15 protein-coding genes are annotated in these 16,437 nt (G+C 69.9%); 2 read left to right on the forward strand and 13 right to left on the reverse strand.

Features of this window, described 5'->3' with window-relative positions:
• Positions 1 to 32 precede the first annotated feature (32 nt).
• From AVME950_RS06830 to AVME950_RS06870, 9 genes are all read right to left on the reverse strand, one after another.
• On the reverse strand, positions 33 to 1,502 hold the full coding sequence (locus AVME950_RS06830) for a DEAD/DEAH box helicase (RefSeq protein ID WP_272564908.1): 1,470 nt from the start codon (positions 1,500 to 1,502) through the stop codon (positions 33 to 35).
• 167 nt (positions 1,503 to 1,669) lie between these two features.
• Positions 1,670 to 2,548, reverse strand: coding sequence for a KPN_02809 family neutral zinc metallopeptidase (gene ypfJ / locus AVME950_RS06835; protein WP_284402275.1), 879 nt, complete (start codon positions 2,546 to 2,548; stop codon positions 1,670 to 1,672).
• A gap of 97 nt (positions 2,549 to 2,645) precedes the next feature.
• Positions 2,646 to 2,879 (reverse strand): hypothetical protein, encoded by a 234-nt coding sequence (locus AVME950_RS06840; protein ID WP_284429227.1) that lies wholly within the window; start codon positions 2,877 to 2,879, stop codon positions 2,646 to 2,648.
• A gap of 155 nt (positions 2,880 to 3,034) precedes the next feature.
• Positions 3,035 to 3,358: a hypothetical protein gene (locus AVME950_RS06845; protein ID WP_284429228.1), complete on the reverse strand. Its 324-nt coding sequence runs from the start codon at positions 3,356 to 3,358 to the stop codon at positions 3,035 to 3,037.
• Between the two features lie 157 nt (positions 3,359 to 3,515).
• Positions 3,516 to 4,082 carry a dCTP deaminase gene (gene dcd, locus AVME950_RS06850; RefSeq protein ID WP_272564912.1) on the reverse strand — a complete coding sequence of 189 codons (567 nt, stop codon included), beginning with the start codon at positions 4,080 to 4,082 and terminating at the stop codon, positions 3,516 to 3,518.
• A 96-nt stretch (positions 4,083 to 4,178) separates the two neighbouring features.
• Positions 4,179 to 5,462: a guanine deaminase gene (guaD, locus tag AVME950_RS06855; protein ID WP_284429229.1), complete on the reverse strand. Its 1,284-nt coding sequence runs from the start codon at positions 5,460 to 5,462 to the stop codon at positions 4,179 to 4,181.
• Positions 5,463 to 5,530: 68 nt separating this feature from the next.
• Positions 5,531 to 6,991, reverse strand: coding sequence for an FAD/NAD(P)-binding protein (locus tag AVME950_RS06860; protein WP_284429230.1), 1,461 nt, complete (start codon positions 6,989 to 6,991; stop codon positions 5,531 to 5,533).
• A gap of 37 nt (positions 6,992 to 7,028) precedes the next feature.
• Positions 7,029 to 10,316: a 3-keto-5-aminohexanoate cleavage protein gene (locus AVME950_RS06865; RefSeq protein WP_284429231.1), complete on the reverse strand. Its 3,288-nt coding sequence runs from the start codon at positions 10,314 to 10,316 to the stop codon at positions 7,029 to 7,031.
• Positions 10,317 to 10,496: 180 nt separating this feature from the next.
• Positions 10,497 to 11,468, reverse strand: coding sequence for a LysR substrate-binding domain-containing protein (locus AVME950_RS06870; RefSeq protein ID WP_284429232.1), 972 nt, complete (start codon positions 11,466 to 11,468; stop codon positions 10,497 to 10,499).
• A 152-nt stretch (positions 11,469 to 11,620) separates the two neighbouring features.
• Here AVME950_RS06870 and AVME950_RS06875 point away from each other — a divergent pair, with 152 nt between their 5' ends.
• A complete protein-coding gene (locus AVME950_RS06875; protein ID WP_272564920.1) occupies positions 11,621 to 12,376 on the forward strand; it encodes a sulfite exporter TauE/SafE family protein in 756 nt (251 codons plus the stop codon).
• A 50-nt stretch (positions 12,377 to 12,426) separates the two neighbouring features.
• On the opposite strand, the gene AVME950_RS06880 is transcribed toward AVME950_RS06875, so the two are convergent.
• Together AVME950_RS06880 and AVME950_RS06885 are read right to left on the reverse strand one after the other, a co-directional pair.
• Entirely contained in the window at positions 12,427 to 13,521 is a 1,095-nt protein-coding gene (locus AVME950_RS06880) for a BMP family ABC transporter substrate-binding protein (protein WP_284405506.1), read from the reverse strand.
• 258 nt (positions 13,522 to 13,779) lie between these two features.
• Positions 13,780 to 14,679, reverse strand: coding sequence for a LysR substrate-binding domain-containing protein (locus AVME950_RS06885; protein ID WP_284424712.1), 900 nt, complete (start codon positions 14,677 to 14,679; stop codon positions 13,780 to 13,782).
• 110 nt (positions 14,680 to 14,789) lie between these two features.
• Between AVME950_RS06885 and AVME950_RS06890 the strand changes: the two genes are divergently transcribed.
• Positions 14,790 to 15,188: a 4-oxalocrotonate tautomerase gene (locus AVME950_RS06890; RefSeq protein WP_284429233.1), complete on the forward strand. Its 399-nt coding sequence runs from the start codon at positions 14,790 to 14,792 to the stop codon at positions 15,186 to 15,188.
• Between the two features lie 40 nt (positions 15,189 to 15,228).
• Here AVME950_RS06890 and AVME950_RS06895 read toward each other — a convergent pair whose 3' ends face one another.
• Complete coding sequence (locus AVME950_RS06895; RefSeq protein WP_284429234.1) at positions 15,229 to 15,492, reverse strand: hypothetical protein; 264 nt, start codon at positions 15,490 to 15,492, stop codon at positions 15,229 to 15,231.
• 81 nt (positions 15,493 to 15,573) lie between these two features.
• Entirely contained in the window at positions 15,574 to 16,434 is an 861-nt protein-coding gene (locus AVME950_RS06900; protein ID WP_284429235.1) for a DUF429 domain-containing protein, read from the reverse strand.
• Positions 16,435 to 16,437 lie beyond the last annotated feature (3 nt).

Consider the following 16,437-nt stretch of genomic DNA (forward strand, 5'->3'; position numbering starts at 1 on the left):
CTGGCCCCGGCCGACGGATCGGCCCTGGGCGCTCACTGCGAGGAAGTTTCGGTTTCGGGCTGCACGGCCTTGAACAGGGCCGCCACCTTGCGTTTGGGCTTGATGTTGGCCGAGATGCCGCTGCGCGCCGGCTGGGCCTTGGCCGCGGACTCCCAATGGGGCGCCGCCTCGGTGGCCGGTGCCTCGTAGGGCTTGTCGAAGAACGGATCGCGGGGTGCCGAAGGGGCGCGGTAGCTGCTGCGCGGCGCGCTGCCGCGCGGGTCGTGCGCCTCGCCGCCCCGCTCACGCCGGCCACCTTCGCGCTGGCCATCCTCGCGCCACGCGCGCTGACCGTCGTTGATGCGGCCGCGGGGGCGGTCTTCCTCGTACTCGAGGGCTTCGAGATCGATCTTCTTCTTGATGAGCTTTTCGATGTCCGCCACCAGGCGCGTGTCGCTGCTGGACACCAGCGTGACCGCCAGGCCCGAGGCGCCTGCGCGGCCCGTGCGGCCGATGCGGTGCACGTAGTCCTCGGCATTGAACGGCACGTCGAAATTGAACACGGCCGGCACATCCTTGATGTCCAGTCCGCGTGCCGCCACGTCGGTGCACACCAGCAGATCGACTTCGCCCTGCTTGAAGGCATCGAGCGCCTTCAAGCGTTCGTCCTGGCTCTTGTCGCCGTGCAGCGCCGCGGTCTTGAGGCCTTCGCGCTCCAGGCTGCGGGCCAGCCGGGCACAGCCGAGCTTGCTGTTCACGAAGATGAACGCCTGCTTCAGGCCCCGCGTCTTCAGCACCTGGTGGATGGCGCGGCGCTTGTCGTCGTCGTTGGCGCTGTAGAAACGCTGCTCCACCGTGGAAGCCGTTTCGTTGGGGCGCGCCACTTCGATCGTGATCGGGTCTTGCAGGTAGCTGCCTGCCAGGCGCTTGATCTCGGGGGAGAACGTGGCGCTGAACAGCAGCGTGGTGCGCTGCTTGGGCAGGTACGAGAGGATGCGCTGCAGATCGGGCAGGAAGCCGATGTCCAGCATGCGGTCGGCTTCGTCGAGCACCACGTACTCGACCTGGTTCAGCACCGCATTCTTGGCTTCGATGTGGTCCAGCAGCCGACCCGGCGTGGCCACGAGCACTTCCACGCCTTTTTTCAGCTCCAGCGTCTGCGGCTTCATGTCCATGCCGCCGAACACCACGGTGCTGCGCAGCTTGGTGTACTTGGCGTACAGGGCGACCTGCTGGGCGACCTGGTCGGCCAGCTCCCGCGTCGGCAGCAGCACCAGGGCGCGCACCGGATGGCGGGCGGGGGAGGTGGAGCTGTTTTCGTGCTTGAGCAGGCGCTGCAGCAAGGGCAGCGAGAAGGCGGCCGTCTTGCCGGTGCCTGTCTGGGCCGCACCCATCACGTCCTTGCCAGTCAAGACGACCGGAATGGCCTGCTCCTGAATGGGCGTCATGGACTCGTAGCCCATTTCGGCCACGGCGCGTGCCAGCGGTTCAGCCAGCGATAAATTGGAGAAAGAACTTGTCATTTAGCCCGCTATTGTCGCACCAGGGGCTGAACGGGGTGTTTTTTCGGGTAGGCATTCGTGTGCCAAAGGCACGATGCTATTCAATTCATAGCACCATACGATGGCTGTAAAAGCGCAAACGCCACCCCAGGCATTGCAGGGTGAACGCTTCCACTGCGGCGTTCACACTACAGGCTGCGGGCCGAAAACGTGTCGCAAGCCTTCACGCTGCCGTTTTCCAGGCCTGCATGGAACCACCGCTGGCGCTGCGCGCTGGTGCCGTGGGTGAAGCTGTCCGGCACGACGGCGCCGCCGCCCGCCCGCTGCAGGGCGTCGTCCCCGATCTTGGCTGCGGCGTTCATGGCCTCCTCCACATCGCCCTGCTCCAAGATCTGGCGGGCATTCTGGGCATGGTGGGCCCAGACCCCGGCAAAGCAGTCGGCCTGAAGTTCCAGGCGAACGGACAGCTGGTTGTACTGCACCTGGCTGACGCGGCCGCGCATCTGGTCCACTTTGGCGCTGATACCCAGCAGGTTCTGGACGTGGTGGCCCACCTCGTGGGCGATCACGTAGGCCTGGGCGAAATCCCCCGGTGCGCCCAGCCGGTTCTTCAAGGTTTCATAGAAGCCCAGGTCGATGTACACCTTGCGGTCGCCGGGGCAGTAGAACGGGCCCATCGCCGCTTGGCCGGTGCCGCAGGCAGTGGGTGTGGAACCACGGAACAGCACGAGCTTCGGGTCCTGATAGGCGTTGCCACCCTGCCGGAAGATGTCGGTCCACACGTCTTCGGTGTCGGCCAGCACGGTGGAGACGAAGCGCGCCATCTTGTCGTCGGCCGGCGGGCGGTGTGCCGGCGCCTGCTGGACCTGGGCGGGAGCGCCTCCGCCGCCGCTCAGCAGTCCCAGAATCGTCAACGGATTGATCCCGAAAATCCAGCCCCCCAGCAACGCCACCACGATGGTGCCGATGCCGATGCTGCGGCCGCCGAACACCGGCATGCCCCCACCGCCGCCGCCATCGCGGCGGTCCTCGACGTTGTCCGACTCGCGGTTGCCTTCCCATTTCATACGGTTCTCCTGCTCGCACCTGCGGATGCGGTGCGCCGGATGTTACGCCCGTGCCGCACGCCGGGCAGCAGTTCCCATGGGTCGATTCGCGACGCCATCAAGGCTGCGGCTCGCTGAACGAGGGCGCGTCCACCGCTGCATAGGTGGCCGGTGAACTCTGCAGGCCCCGGGGCGCCCAGTGCGCCTGGCGCTCCGATGCCTGCTGCACCTGCCCCTGCACCACCCAGCCCAGCGCGACGAGTTGCGCCGCGATCACCACGCTGCCGATCACGATGGGCCAGGGGCGAAGCCTGGGTGCGGAGGACATAGGGGGATGGAAATCGTCGTGCATGGCAGTCTCTTGCGGATGGGGCTGAAATGGATGGGTGGGATGCTAGGCAGCGCGCCAGGGTCGAAAACCCGGTCGATGGCCTGCGGGGGCGTAGGACGCGGCCGGCCCAGAGGCATCCACGCAACGCGCCGACCTTCAGGCGCTCCCTGCCTGGATCAACGCGTGCACCAATGCACGCTGGCGGCGGCGGGCTCGGCGTCTTCGAAATACCCGGACAACTCCTGCACCAGGGCTTGCAGGGCGCATCCCGGAAGGGCGCGCGCAATTTCGATCTGCTGGAGGGCGTAGGTGCGGTCGCCGAGCATCATCGCGGCGCTGATGCAATGGCCACGGGCAGCCATCTGCAGCAGGAAGGCATCAAGCGCTTCGGCGGGCCAGTAGCACCGGTGGGTACTGCCTCCCGAAGCCTCGTGCAGCACATGCGAAAGGCCCGTGCGCTCGGCCTGGAGCGACGATACGGCGTGGTGGGTGGCAGGCATGGTGGGCTCCTCAGGCAGCGTTCTGCGTGGGATTTACAGCATCCAACCGGATGCAACACAGAACCTGGCTGAATCGTAAAAAACCGTAGCCGCCCCCGCTCACGGCAAAAAAGCCGTGGCGGTGTAGGACTCCACCGCCCGGAAAATCAGGCCCGCCTCAGGCCTTGGGCAGGGTGACGCCGCTTTGTCCCTGGTATTTGCCGCCCCGGTCTTTGTAACTCACGTCACAAACCTCGTCGCTTTCGAAAAACAGCACCTGGGCGCATCCCTCGCCCGCGTAGATGCGGGCCGGCAGCGGCGTGGTGTTGCTGAATTCCAGCGTGACATAGCCCTCCCACTCAGGCTCGAACGGCGTCACGTTCACGATGATCCCGCAGCGGGCATAGGTGCTCTTGCCCAGGCAGATGGTCAGCACGTTGCGGGGAATGCGAAAGTACTCCACCGTGCGTGCCAGCGCGAAGCTGTTGGGCGGGATGATGCAGCTGTCGCCTTCGAAGTCGACGAAGCTCTTTTCGTCGAAGTTCTTCGGGTCCACCACGGTGCTGTGGATGTTGGTGAACACCTTGAATTCCGGCGCGCAGCGGATGTCGTAGCCATAGCTGCTGGTGCCGTAGCTGATGATCTTGCGGCCTTCCGCCTCACGGACCTGGCCCGGCTCGAAGGGCTCGATCATTCCGGTCTGCTCCGCCATGCGGCGAATCCACTTGTCGCTTTTGATGCTCATTGCTCACTCCTGCTGGGCCGCCATTGTAGAGAGGACGCGCGGGCAGGCACTATATTTTTCATAGCGACCTGCGCTAGTGCAACCTGCGCCAGGGGCCTATTCGGCTTGGGAAACCACGGTGCGCTCGATCACCCGGTCGTCGCCCAGCACGATCATCGCGAAGAGCAGTTCGTCCAGGTTGGCCGCGTGCGCGGTCTTGCGCGCCAGCAGCGGCGTGGCGCGCGGGTCCAGCACCACGAAGTCGGCTTCGCACCCGGGCTGCAGGTTGCCGATGACGCCCGCCAGCCCCAGCGCGCGCGCCGCGCCGGCCGTGTGCTGCCACCACAGCGCCTGCGGCGAAAGCGACAGGCCGGGCTTCGTCTGCCCTTCACGCCCCACGTAGTAGGCGGCGAGCATGGTGTGGAACGGGCTGAAGCTCGTGCCGCCCCCCACATCGCTCGCCAGTCCGTAGCGAAAGCCGACCCGGTCGGCCCCGGCGTAGTCGAAGAAGCCACTGCCCAGAAACAGGTTGCTGGTGGGGCTGACCGCCGCCACCGCCCCGGTGTCACGCATGAGCGCCCGGTCGGCATCGTCGAAGTGGATGCAGTGGGCGTACACGGCGCGCTCGCGCATCAGCCCGAAATCGTCGTACACCGACAGGTAGCTGCGAGCGGCGGGAAACAGCTCGCGGGCCCATCGGATCTCGTCCAGGTTCTCGGCCACGTGCGACTGGATCCACACGTCGGGGTATTGCGCGGCCAGTTCGCCCGCGCCGCGCAACTGGGCTTCGGTGCAACTGGGCGCGAACCGCGGCGTGATGGCATAGCCCAGCCGGTCCTGGCCGTGCCAGCGGCGGATCAGCGCCTCGGTGTCGCGCAAGGATTGTTCGGTCTGGTCGCGCACGCCATCGGGCGAGTGGCGGTCCTGCAGCACTTTGCCGGCGATCAGGCGCAGTCCGCGCGCCTGCGCCTCGCCCATCAGCGCGTCCACCGACGCCGGGTGCGAGGTGGCGAACGTGAGCGCGGTGGTCACGCCGTTGCGCAGCAATTCGTCCAGGAACACGGTGGCCACGCCGGCGGCATAGGCCGGATCGGCAAAGCGGGACTCGTGCGGAAAGGTGTAGTTTTCCAGCCAGGGCAGCAGGCCGTCGGCGGGCGAGCCGATCACGTCGGTCTGCGGAAAATGCACGTGCATGTCGACGAACCCCGGCGCGATGATGCGGCCGGGCCAATGCACCACCGGCCATTGCGCGTAATGGGCCGCCAAGGTGTTCCAGGCGCCTGCGGCCTGGACGCGCTGGCGCCCCTGGGCATCGGGGCCGATGGCCAGCAGGCCGTCTTCTTCATACAGGGCCGAATGGTCGTCGTCGAAACGCAGCAGGCCGGAGCGGTAGATTTGCATGGCGGCAGCTTAACGCCGGGCACGGCGCCTTTCATGCGCCGCAGCGCATGGGGCCCATACCGGCGGCGCTACACCGCCACCCGCTCCCGGGGCGGCAACGCCTCGCGGTCTCCGACCGCCGTCGGGGCGGCTGAGCGGCTCAGCTGCCCCGCGATGCGCTGGGCGTGCAGCAAAAGCCGCTCGATGGCAGACACGTAGAACAGCGCGCCCTGGGTCAGCGCCCCGATGGCGAACAGGCCGGGCTGGCCCAGCACCTGAAAGCTTTGCGCATCGATCGCGATGCCGCCCAGTTCGTGCTGGCGGACCAAGCCGCGGTCGATCAGGTTCTCGATGAGCGGCGAATCGATGCGCGCCAGGTTGCCGGCCACGCCGGTCGCATCCAGGATGCCGTCGAGCGCCAGCGTTCCGCCGGCCAGTTCCACCTGGAATCCCGGCCGGCCCTCCGCCAGCCGGGTGGCCCGGTAGCCGGGATGCACGGTCAGCCGGCCCGCCTGGAGCAGCGCCTGGATCTTGCGCGCGTTGTCCAGCGGCATCGGGTGCCGGTAGCTCATCCAAAGGCCCTGGTATTTGCGAAAGAACCGGCGCTTCTGGTCCGGACGCAGCGCGGTCCAGTAGCGGTCGATGTCCTCCTTGGTGGCGTCCAGCTGCAGCTGCCAGTCCCGCACGGCCTGGGCCGCCTCGATCTCCCGGCCGATGCGGACCAGGGGGTCGCGGATCGTCATGAGGCCCGGGTATTCGTGCCCACAAGGATGGCTTTCGCGGAACCAGCGCAGGAAGCCGCGCAGCGTGTCGCCCGCATAGCGGTGCTCGGGGCGCACCAGGGGGGTGGTGGGCAAGGCGCCGCGCACCAGGGGCAACTGGCCGGAATGGGAAAACATGTGGATGCGCTCCACACCGAGCCGGCCGAGCAGCAGCGCCATGTCGATGGCCGTGAGCTTGGTGCCGAGGATGCCGATGCGTGCGTTCCGCGGCAGCTCGGCCTTGATGGCGCCCAGGTCGTGGTACGGGTTCGCGTGGTAGTGCGCCACGCCCGGAAACGGCGACCGCTTTTTGAGATGCCCCAGCGCCAGCACGACCTGGTCCACATGCCAGGCATGCTGGGCCGTGGCCACGTGAAAGCCACTGGCCCCGCGCTCGATGTCGGTCACCGCCTGCGCCACGCGCACCAGCTTCACGCCGCGTGCGGCGAACGCGCTCTCGGCCTGGTGGGCGACATCCTGCAGGTAGGCCCCCATGAGCGAGCGCCGCACGTATCCGCCGGGCGCTTCGGCCTGTCCCGCGCAGAGCTGCTGCAGCCAGCGGTCGAACCCGTCCGGCTCGCCGGTCCGTGCGCTCAGCAACGACGAAGCCATGTTGAGGATGAACTCGCCGTCGTTGGTGTCCCGGCCATAGGGCAGTCCCGGGCCGAACCCGCCGGACTCGTCGAACAGCAGCACCTCGGAAATCCCGGCATGGCCGCCCATGCGGCTCAGCGCTTGCGTGACGAGGGTGCCGCTGCAGCCGCCCCCGATGATGGCGATCCTGGCCATGGTCATGTCTCCTTCGCGGATGCGGTGCGCCGCCGCATCAGGCGGCACCACCGGCCAGGGCCAGGTCCGCCGCGCGATCCCGGGCCGCGGACACGGGGCGTGATGGGGAGCCATGCCGTGCGAAATGCTGGCGCAGCAGCATGTCGGCGCGCAGCGAGGCGGGAGCGGTCTGCAGCAGTGCCACCAGTTCGACCAGCGAAGCGGGCGCGCCTTCCAGGTAGCGGCGGATGGAGTGCCCGTCGTGCAGACGCACGGGGTCTTCCCGCAGCACCACGCCCGCCAGGCGGAGCAGCAGCTTCTTTTGCTCGCCCTTGCGCAAGATCCAGTGCGCGCTGCCGTAGCGGAACGCCTCGTCATCGCGGTGCGGCAGGAGCGGCGCCAGGCTCCAGAGCCCGTTGCCGCTGCCGCACAGGTAGTCCGGCGTGGTCGTGCCGGCCACGCTGCGCACATCGTTCAGCGCAGTGACGTCCACGGTGGGTGTGCCGAGCACGGACAGGTTCACATCGCAGGCCGACGCGAACGACAGGGCGACGGAGCGGTTGAAGATTTCCTCCTGCTCCTGCACCGAATAGCCCAGCCGTTGCAGGTCCGCCCGGGCGGCGTTGTCGATCTGCTGGATGGTCGCGATGCCGGAACTGTGCGCCAGGAAATGCAGCCGCACCAGGTCTTCGATGCCCTGGAAAGAGAGCCGCCCCGCCGGCTGCCCGTCGCGGTTCAGCGGCCGGCCCGCCGCATCGCGCTCCACCAGCCCGGTGGCAGTCCAGGCCAGCGCCCGCGGCAACGCGACCAGCCGGGGCAGCACCACGCGCTCGTAGATGAGGCGGGACGAGTGGCTGACCACCTGCGCATGCGCCTTCGTGTTGAGCGTGAAGCGGTTGTGCAGCATGCTGGATTCGATCAGCACGGTGCCGTCGGCATCGAGGCCCGCGTGCGCGATGCCGAGCACCTCGGCGGCGGCCTGCGTGCGCTCCAGGAACCGGGCAAACGTGGCCGTGAGCCCGGTGGAGAGCTTCAGCCCCTCCGGGTAGTGGGTGGTGGGCGTGCTCGGCAGGACGATCCATGCGCCGCGGGCGATGGCGCCCTGCACGGCCGCCACGTCCATGTCGATGGGCCCCGCCAGGCCGCCGCTGCGCGGCGCGTCCCGGTACACCCGGATGCCGGCGCTCTTGGGCTCGGCCTCCGAATTGGCCCGCAGGGCCACCGCCCGCTCGTGGATGGCCTCGAACAGCACGGCCATGGCGGCGCTGTAGCCGGGCTCGCTGCGCACGGCGGTATGGACGATGTCGGTGCGGTCGTCCGTGTAGTGGCAAGGAATGGCGGTGAGGAATTCGAGAAACCGCCCCTCTGGCCCCTTGAACTGCGCAGGCGGCACCTGGAAGGCATGGGGCGGCAGGCCCGCTTCGGCGGCCATGGCCTGCAGCGCCGCGTCCCACCGGCCGCCAGGGCGCTGGCGCTCGGCCAGCAACTCGCGCACGAAGTTCAGGGCCTGCAGCGGATAGACGTGCCGGAACGCCGCCGCACCTTCACGGGGATAGCGATCACGCTCCTCCACGAAAAAGCGCGCGTACAGCCCATGGTCGCGCAGGGCCGCGAGCGCGAGGTCGCCCGCACCCGGTGCCTGCGGATCGGGCGGCAGGTGGTTGGCCGCGGCCTCCAGCGCGTCCAGGAACCGGGATTCCCGGGCCGCGTAGGCGGGCTGCAGCGGTGCCAACGCCGCCAGCACGGCGCTGGCCATGGCCCGGGGGCGGTCCAGCGGCACGGTCGCGGCCAGCGGCTGCAGCCGGGCGATCGCGGCCTGCAGCAGCGCCACATCGGGGTGGGGCATGTCCAGCGCCACGCGCGTTTCCTCGGCCGTCAACACCGTGGCCCCCAGGGCCTGCAACTGCTCGCGCACATAGCGCACCTGCTCCGCCGTGGTGCCGCGGCGCCAGCCGCCCGCCACCTCGGGATCCGGCACGTTCAGGGCATCTTCCAGGCCCACCCGCACGCCGTCGAGGCCCAGAGCCACAGCCAGGCGCGGCAGCAGCACGATCATCGGGCCGGGCACGAGGGCGGACACCTTGGCGCCGGGGCACTCCGCGCGGATGCGCGCCACCACCGGCCGCAGCCGCGCCACCGCCTGGGCCAGGGCCTGTTCGAAGGCCTCTGCAGAGCCCTCTGCCAACAGGCGCAGGATGTCCTTGCGCTCTTGCACCGGCAACAGGGAGTCGTCCTGCACCCCGCCCTCGGGCAGGCGCCGGTGCTGGTCCACCCCCACCACCAGCATGAACAGCACCGGCCCACCCACCGAACGCAGGCCGGCCTGATAGGACCCCAGAGCGCCGTCCAGGATCGCGCCGTTGAACACCTCCACCTCGGGCCGCACACCCCATTGCCGGCAGTGCGCGATCTGCGCCGCCAGGAAGGCCGGGGGGTTTTGATAGCCGCCCCCCGCCTGGAAGACCACCGGCCCGGGGCTGAAGGAGCCCATCTCCGGCGCGCGCTGCTGCGCACCATAGGCCCGCAGATGCACCCGGCGCACGGGGCTTTCGAAGTCGGCGGCGCCGCCCCGCACGCTGGTGGACAGGTTCAGGATGGCGGCAGGCGCCGCCTGGTGCAGCCGGGGCACGATCGCCGCGTACTGCGCCTCGTCGATGTGGTTGGCCTGCCGCCCCAGGCGCACCGGCACGGCCACCCCGGGCACGTGCACCGGGTGCTGGCCGCTGCAGTCCCGCGTGTGCAGGTGCACGATGGCGGCCCCCTCGCGCACGGCCGCCACGCTCTGCGCGACGATGGCTTCGGGTGCGATGGGCAGGTGCGGCGATGCGGTCCTGCCCGGATTCCAATGGCCTGCGCCGTGGTCGGCCCAGCCGCGCTCGCGCAGGGTGTCCAGCAGTTGCGGCGCCTCGGCCTGCAACGCGGCCACCAATGCGGGCGGCAGGTAGGTCTCGATCGTTTCCGCGCGCCATGCCAGATCGCCGGCGCCCGCCACGTCCCAACCCTGGGAGGTGAGCGTCAGCACCAGCTCGCGCGCCGTCTTCGCCGAGGCGATGCGGTGCAGGGCCACACCCGGCAGATGCCGGCGTGCCTCCACGTCGCCCAGGCGGCGGCTCGGCGCCTCGGGCCCGTCCGCCGCGCTGGCCACCTGCAGGGCGTCCAGGCTGTCGCAGATCCCCAGGCCGCCGGTCGGCACCGCCTCCCAGCCATCGGCGGCCAGCCGATGGGCCAGGCCCATGCCCTGGGCGTCCGCGGCCTCAACCGACCGGGCAGGCAGGAATTTCGGCTCCCGGGCCAGGGCTTGCTGTGGAACGGCGCCCACAGGCGCTGCCGTGATGAACATTCGCATCGACCTTCTCCCCTTGGTTTTTTCTGAACCCGCCGCGCGCCGCGGCCGGCGCATCGCGCGCCTGGCGGGCATGTCGGTGGCATTACAGCAATGCCCGGGGCGCCCGGAAACTATCCCTTCGGGTAGTTGCCAGACCGGCGCAGATGAAACCCAGGCCAGCAAGGAGCCCAGTGAGCGGCGCTATGCCGCGTCGCCTGCCTGCGCTGCCGCCTGCCGGGCGCAGACCGCGCGCAGCGCCGCCACGAACAGCGATTGCTCTTCGTAGCGCGCGCCCTCGGTCCGCTGGAACAGCGTGATGGGCGGCAGCGTCCAGCCGAAGCGGTGGGCGACGATGCCCACACCCGCGATGCGGGCCAGTTCCTCCGCGATGTCGGCGGGCACGATGGACACCGCTTTTTCGTTGGCCGCGATCAGCTCGCCGATGAGCTTGGACGACAGGCTCTCGACGAACGGCGCGGGCGGCGCCACCCCGGCGCGCAGGAAGAAATCGGTGATCTGCTCGCGCATGGGCGTCTGGCGGGCGCCCAGAATCCACTCCAGCCGGGCCAGTTCCTGCCAGGCCAGGGGCCGGCGCCCCAGCCGGGCGGCGAGGCGGCGGTGGGTGATGAGGCGGGGCTCCTGGTGGTAGAGCACCTCATGCTCCAGCCCCTGCATTTCGAGCACGGCCGATGCACGGCCGATCACGCAGTCCAGTTCGTGCTGGCGCAGGCGCTCCAGCAGGCGGTCGCTGGTGCCTTCGTGGATGGTCACGGTCACCTGCAGGCCCTGCGGCCGCGTCTGGCCGATGGCGGCCGCCAGCAGCCGCCCGGACACGAAAGGGATCACGCCCACCTTCAGGTGCGCGGCGCGGCCCAGGCCCACGGCCTCGATGTCGCGCACCCAATGGCCCAGGTCCTCCAGCATCGCCCGAGCCCGGGCGATGACCAGCTCCCCCAGCGCCGTGGGCGCCATGCCGCGCGCGGAGCGGTGGAACAGCGCGCCGCCGAACATGGCTTCCAGCTCGGCCAGCGCGTGCGTGACGGCCGGCTGGCTGGTCGCCATGCGGTGCGACACGCGGGTGAGCGACCCGTGTTCCGCAATCATGCGCAGCAGCACCAGGTGGCGCATCTTGAGCCGCGACGCGAGCCGGGCCTCCATCTCGGCAGGGGTCATCGAACGCTCCCAGAGCCATACCCATTGGCTTATGGGGCAATACTAAATGAGAAAGATTGGCTCATGCGGCTCCCCCACAATCGCAGCCCATGCGGCGGCGGCCCTGCGGGGCCGGACGCCTTCCAATCCAAAAAAAGGGGGAGAAGCACGCAATGGAAACGATCTACTGGGTGGTGGGCATCGGGGCCGTGGTGGCCGGGTTCGTGCAGGGGCTGTCGGGGTTCGCGTTCGGCATGGTGGCCATGTCGTTCTGGGCCTGGACGCTGGAGCCGCGACTGGCGGCGGCGCTGGCCGTGTTCGGGGCGCTCACCGGGCAGATCGTCGCGGCGGTGTCGGTGCGCCGCGGCTTCGACGTGCGCACGCTGGCGCCATTCGTGCTGGGCGGTCTGCTGGGCATTCCGCTGGGCGTGGCCTTGCTGCCACGGCTGGACATGGTGTGGTTCAAGACGCTGCTGGGCGCCCTGCTGGTGCTGTGGTGCCCGACCATGCTGATGGCCAAGCGCCTGCCGCGCATCCGCTCGGGTGGCCGCGTGGCCGATGGCGTCGTGGGGCTGGCCGGCGGCGTGATGGGCGGCATCGGCGGATTCACCGGCACGCTGCCCACGCTGTGGTGCACCCTGCGCGGCTACGAGAAGGACCAGCAGCGTGCCGTGATCCAGAACTTCAACCTGTCGATGCTGCTGGTCACCATGGGCACCTACCTGGGCACCGGCATGGTCACGCGGGACATGCTGCCGTTCTTCGCCATCGTGGCGCCGGCGATGCTGGTGCCCACGCTGCTCGGCACGCGGCTGTACATCGGTCTGAGCGACGTGGCCTTCCGGCAGATCGTGCTGGGCCTGCTCACCGCGTCGGGCGTCGCCCTGCTGGCCTCGTCGCTGCCGCAGCTGGTGGCGCGCCACCTGTAGCGGCCGAAAGAGAGAGGACGGCCCCTCGCCAAGGCCCCTCCCCGCCCTTTTCAGCGCTGCACGCCCTCGACCAGCCAGTTCATCTGCAGGATCTGCGCATCGCCGAGGGTCTGGCCCGCGGCGATGACCTCGCGGCCGGTGTTGTCACGCACGGGCGTCGCGCCCGCGCGGAACGGGTGGAAGCGCCCCTTGGCGATGTCGTCCTGGCGGGCCAGCACCTCGGCCTTCACGGCCGGCGGCACCTTGCTGCCGAAGCCCTCGACGCGGATCATGCCTTCGCGCACGCCGCCCCAGAGGTTGCCGCTTTTCCACGTGCCCTGCGCCACGGCGCGCACGCGTTCGGTGTAGTAGCCGCCCCACTGGTGCGTGACGGCGAGGATCTGCGCGTCCGGCCCCATTCGGCGCATGTCGGAGTGGTAGCCGATCGCGAGCTTGCCGCGCTCCTGGGCCGCGGCCATCACCGCCGTGGAGCCGGTGTGGAAGGCCACCACGTCCACATTCTGGTTGAACAGCGCCATGGCCGCATCACGTTCCTTGGGCGGGTCGAACCACACGTCCAGCCACACCAGCTTGACCGTGGCCTGGGGGTTGACCGAGCGCAGGCCCAGCGTGAACGCATTGATGCCCTGCAGCACCTCGGGGATGGGAAAGCCGGCCACGTAGCCCGCCACGTTGGTGCGCGTCATGCGCCCGGCGGCGACGCCGGCCAGGTAGCGGCCCTCGTAGTAGCGGGCGTTGGCCGTGGCCACGTTGGGCGCGGTCTGGTAGCCGGTGATGGATTCGAACTTCACGCCGGGATAGTCCCGCGCCACCCGCAGCGTGGGCTCCATGTAGCCGAAGCTGGGCGTGAAGATGATCTGGTGCCCCGTGGCCGCCAGGTCGCGGATGACGCGCTCGGCGTCCGCGCCCTCGGCCACGTTCTCCACGAACGTGGTGCGCACGCGGTCGCCCAAGGCGGCCTCGACGGCCTTGCGGCCCTCGTCGTGCTGTCGCGTCCAGCCCGCTTCGGTGATGGGCGAGACATAGACGAAGCCGGCCTTCACCACGGCCGGGGGGACGGTCTGGGCGGTCTGGCCGGTTTGGGAAAAGGCGGGGGAAAGCCAACAGCAAGCGGCCACGAGCGTGGCTGCGAGGTTTTTGTACATGGTGGTCCTCTACATGGTCCCGGGGGATGGAAACGCGAAAGGCGGCCGGGACAGCCGCCTTTCGGGGAGCGCGATTGTAGTCAGCCGGCCCGCCCCCCGTGCCGGCAGGGCCATGCGGGCGGGCGCCCCTGCGGCCATCCGGGCCGAGGCATGGACGGGCAGCCCTTCAATGATTGGGGGCGAAAAGTGCCTCCAGCGCAATTGGAACTAGGGCATATCGCTATATTTTTAATAGCAATCCGCACGGACGTGCGGGGATCAGCCAAAGCCCGCCGCCAGCACCCCGCGCGCCTCGCGCACGAAGTCCGACTCCCCGGCCCGGGGCGGCAGCAGATAAAAGCCCGCCTGCGGCAAGGCCGGCAGGCCGTGGGGCGCCGGCAGCACCCGCACGCCGGGGCACAGCGCCGAGGCATTGAGGCAGGCCACGCCCAGGCCCGCGGCCAGCGCCGACTGCAGCCCCGCCACGCCCGAGGCCAGCAGCGCGATGCGGTAAGGCACCCGGCGGCGTTCCAGCAGCGCCACGGTGAACTGGTGCAGCGAACAGCTGTCGGGCAGCGCGAGCAGGCGCAGCGGCTCGCCCCGCACGCGCGTGACGCCGGGGGCGGCCATCCAGTGCAGGGCCTCCTGGCGCAGCAGCGACGCCTTCGCCGTGGCGGCATTGGCGGCAGGCCGTGCGCGGGCCGCGCCGGCCGTCGTGCGCGCGGCGGGCAAGGCCATGGTCAGCCCCACGTCGAACTCGCCGCCGGCATAGCCCGCTTCGACCAGCCCGCTTTTCTGCACCGTGACCTGCAGCCGCACCTGCGGGTACTGCGCCTCCACCCGCGCCAGCAGGCCCGCCAGATCGGCCGGGCGGAAGTAATCGGTGACCCCGAGCCGCAGCGTGCCCTGCAGCGCCACGCCGTGCAGATCGCGCCAGGCCGCCTCGCTCAGCGCGAGCAACTGGCGCGCATGGCCCAGCAGCCGCTCGCCTGCTGCCGTGGGCGCCACGCCGGCCTTGGAGCGCAGCAGCAGCGACTGGCCGGCCTGCTCTTCGAGCTTGCGCAACTGCTCGCTGACGGCCGACTGCGACAAAAACACCCGCGGCGCGCCAGCCGTGAGGCTGCCCGCGTCGATCACGGCGGCGAAGGTGCGAAGCTGGTCGAGGGGAAAGGCGTGCATGGCGCAGTGCATCCAACGGAATAACCGATGGATGGTATCCATGAATCCCGCTTTTCAGGACGGTGGATGCGGCGAAAAATCACGGCATCTTCTCAACGAGCACCCGCACCATGCCCCACATCGCCATCCACCTGTCCGGCCCCGCCGATGCCGCCCTGGCCCGCCGCGCGACCGCGGCTGTCGCCGACATCACCCAGAACGCACTGGGCAAGGCCCTGCCCGTGATCGCCACCACGGTGCAGTTCATCGCGGCCGACCAATGGTTCATCGGGGGCGTCTCGCTGGCCGAGCTGGGCCAGACCGCCTTCCACCTGGACATCAGCATCACCGACGAGACCAACACCAAGGCGGAGAAGGCGCGCTACCTGCGCGAGATCCATGCCGCGTTCGCCGGCCTGCTGCCCCGCCTGCACGAGGTGAGCTACATCCACCTGATCGATGCCCGCGCGGCCGCCTACGGCTACGGCGGACGCAGCCAGGAATGGCGGCACCAGCAGGCCGGCGTATAGCGGCGCGGTGCAGGTGCTGCCACGCCCTGCGGCGGCAACGTCAGCGCATCGGGATGACGAACACCCGGCGGCGCGCCTCGCAGCCCGGGCCGTCGTAAGGCGTGCTGTCGCGCTCCCAGCCTGGCCCTGGCGACACCTGGGCGCAGACGCGCTTGCCGTCGACCTTGCTGCGCCAGAAGTACCACGGCGCGGGCGCGGCCCCCGCAGCACCGGCCAGGCATGCGGCTGCCAGCAGCGCGGCGCCGCAACGCAGGGCGAAGGCGCCGGCCGGGCGGGTGCGGAAATCGGGAAGCGACGAAGTCATGGCGTGTCTTTGACATGGCTGTTGAGCATGGACGGGCGCGGCCTGCGGCGCCGCCCCGTTGCCATTGTGAGGGCCCGGGCCTCAATCCACGGGCGCCGAGACGATCCAGCCCTCCAGCGGGTCCAGCCCCGGCGGCAGGCCGTACAGCGCATCGCCCTGCCGGTGGCGCTGCTCCGCCCAGGCGGCCTGCACCAGGCACAGCACCGCGTCCAGGCGGTCGCCGCTGGCGTCGTCCACCAGCGCATCGCGCTGCGCGTGCGTGAGCTTGAGCCGCAGCCCCAGCCGGGTGGCGCCGTTCTCCAGCGCCGTGACCAGGTCCTTGCGGGCGATGAGGCGGTCGGGCGTCTGCTTGGCGCGGTCGTCGCTCTTGTAGCTGCGCCGGGCCAGGATCTCGCGCGCCAACAGGCCGGGGTAGGCCTCCAGCGCCACGCGGGCCGGGTCGCCCGCATGCAGGCCGGGCAGGTGCACGCCGGCATCGAGCAGCAGCGGCACGCCCGCGTGCAGCATGTAGGCGACGGGCGGGTTGACCCACTTCATCGACGGGCTGGAGCCCGCCGGCCCGTCGGCGGCGCGGTGGGCGAACTTGGCCCCCGCCGGGCGCGCATCGCAGAACGCAGCGAAGGTGTCACGGATCTGCGCGCGGCTCAGGCCGCGGTAGTGCTGCATGCTCGCGTGCCAGGTGAGCGGCCAGCCCAGGTGCGCCAGCAGCTCGCGCGGCAGGCCGAACGGCAGGTCGAACCCGCCCACCCAGGTACGCGGCTCGGCCAGCCAGCGGCCGAAGCCGGCCAGGGTGTCGAAGGTCTCCAGCCCCGACAGCACCACGCGCGCGCCGGCCAGTTGCCCGCTGGCGACCACGATGGGTTTGCGCCGGCTGGGGCTGCTGGAGAAATCGCAGCCGATCAGCATCGGCAGCGGCGGCACGGCGCTGTCACCCGCATCCATGCC

The sequence above is a fragment of the Acidovorax sp. SUPP950 genome (assembly GCF_030158935.1).
Taxonomy (GTDB): domain Bacteria; phylum Pseudomonadota; class Gammaproteobacteria; order Burkholderiales; family Burkholderiaceae_C; genus Paracidovorax.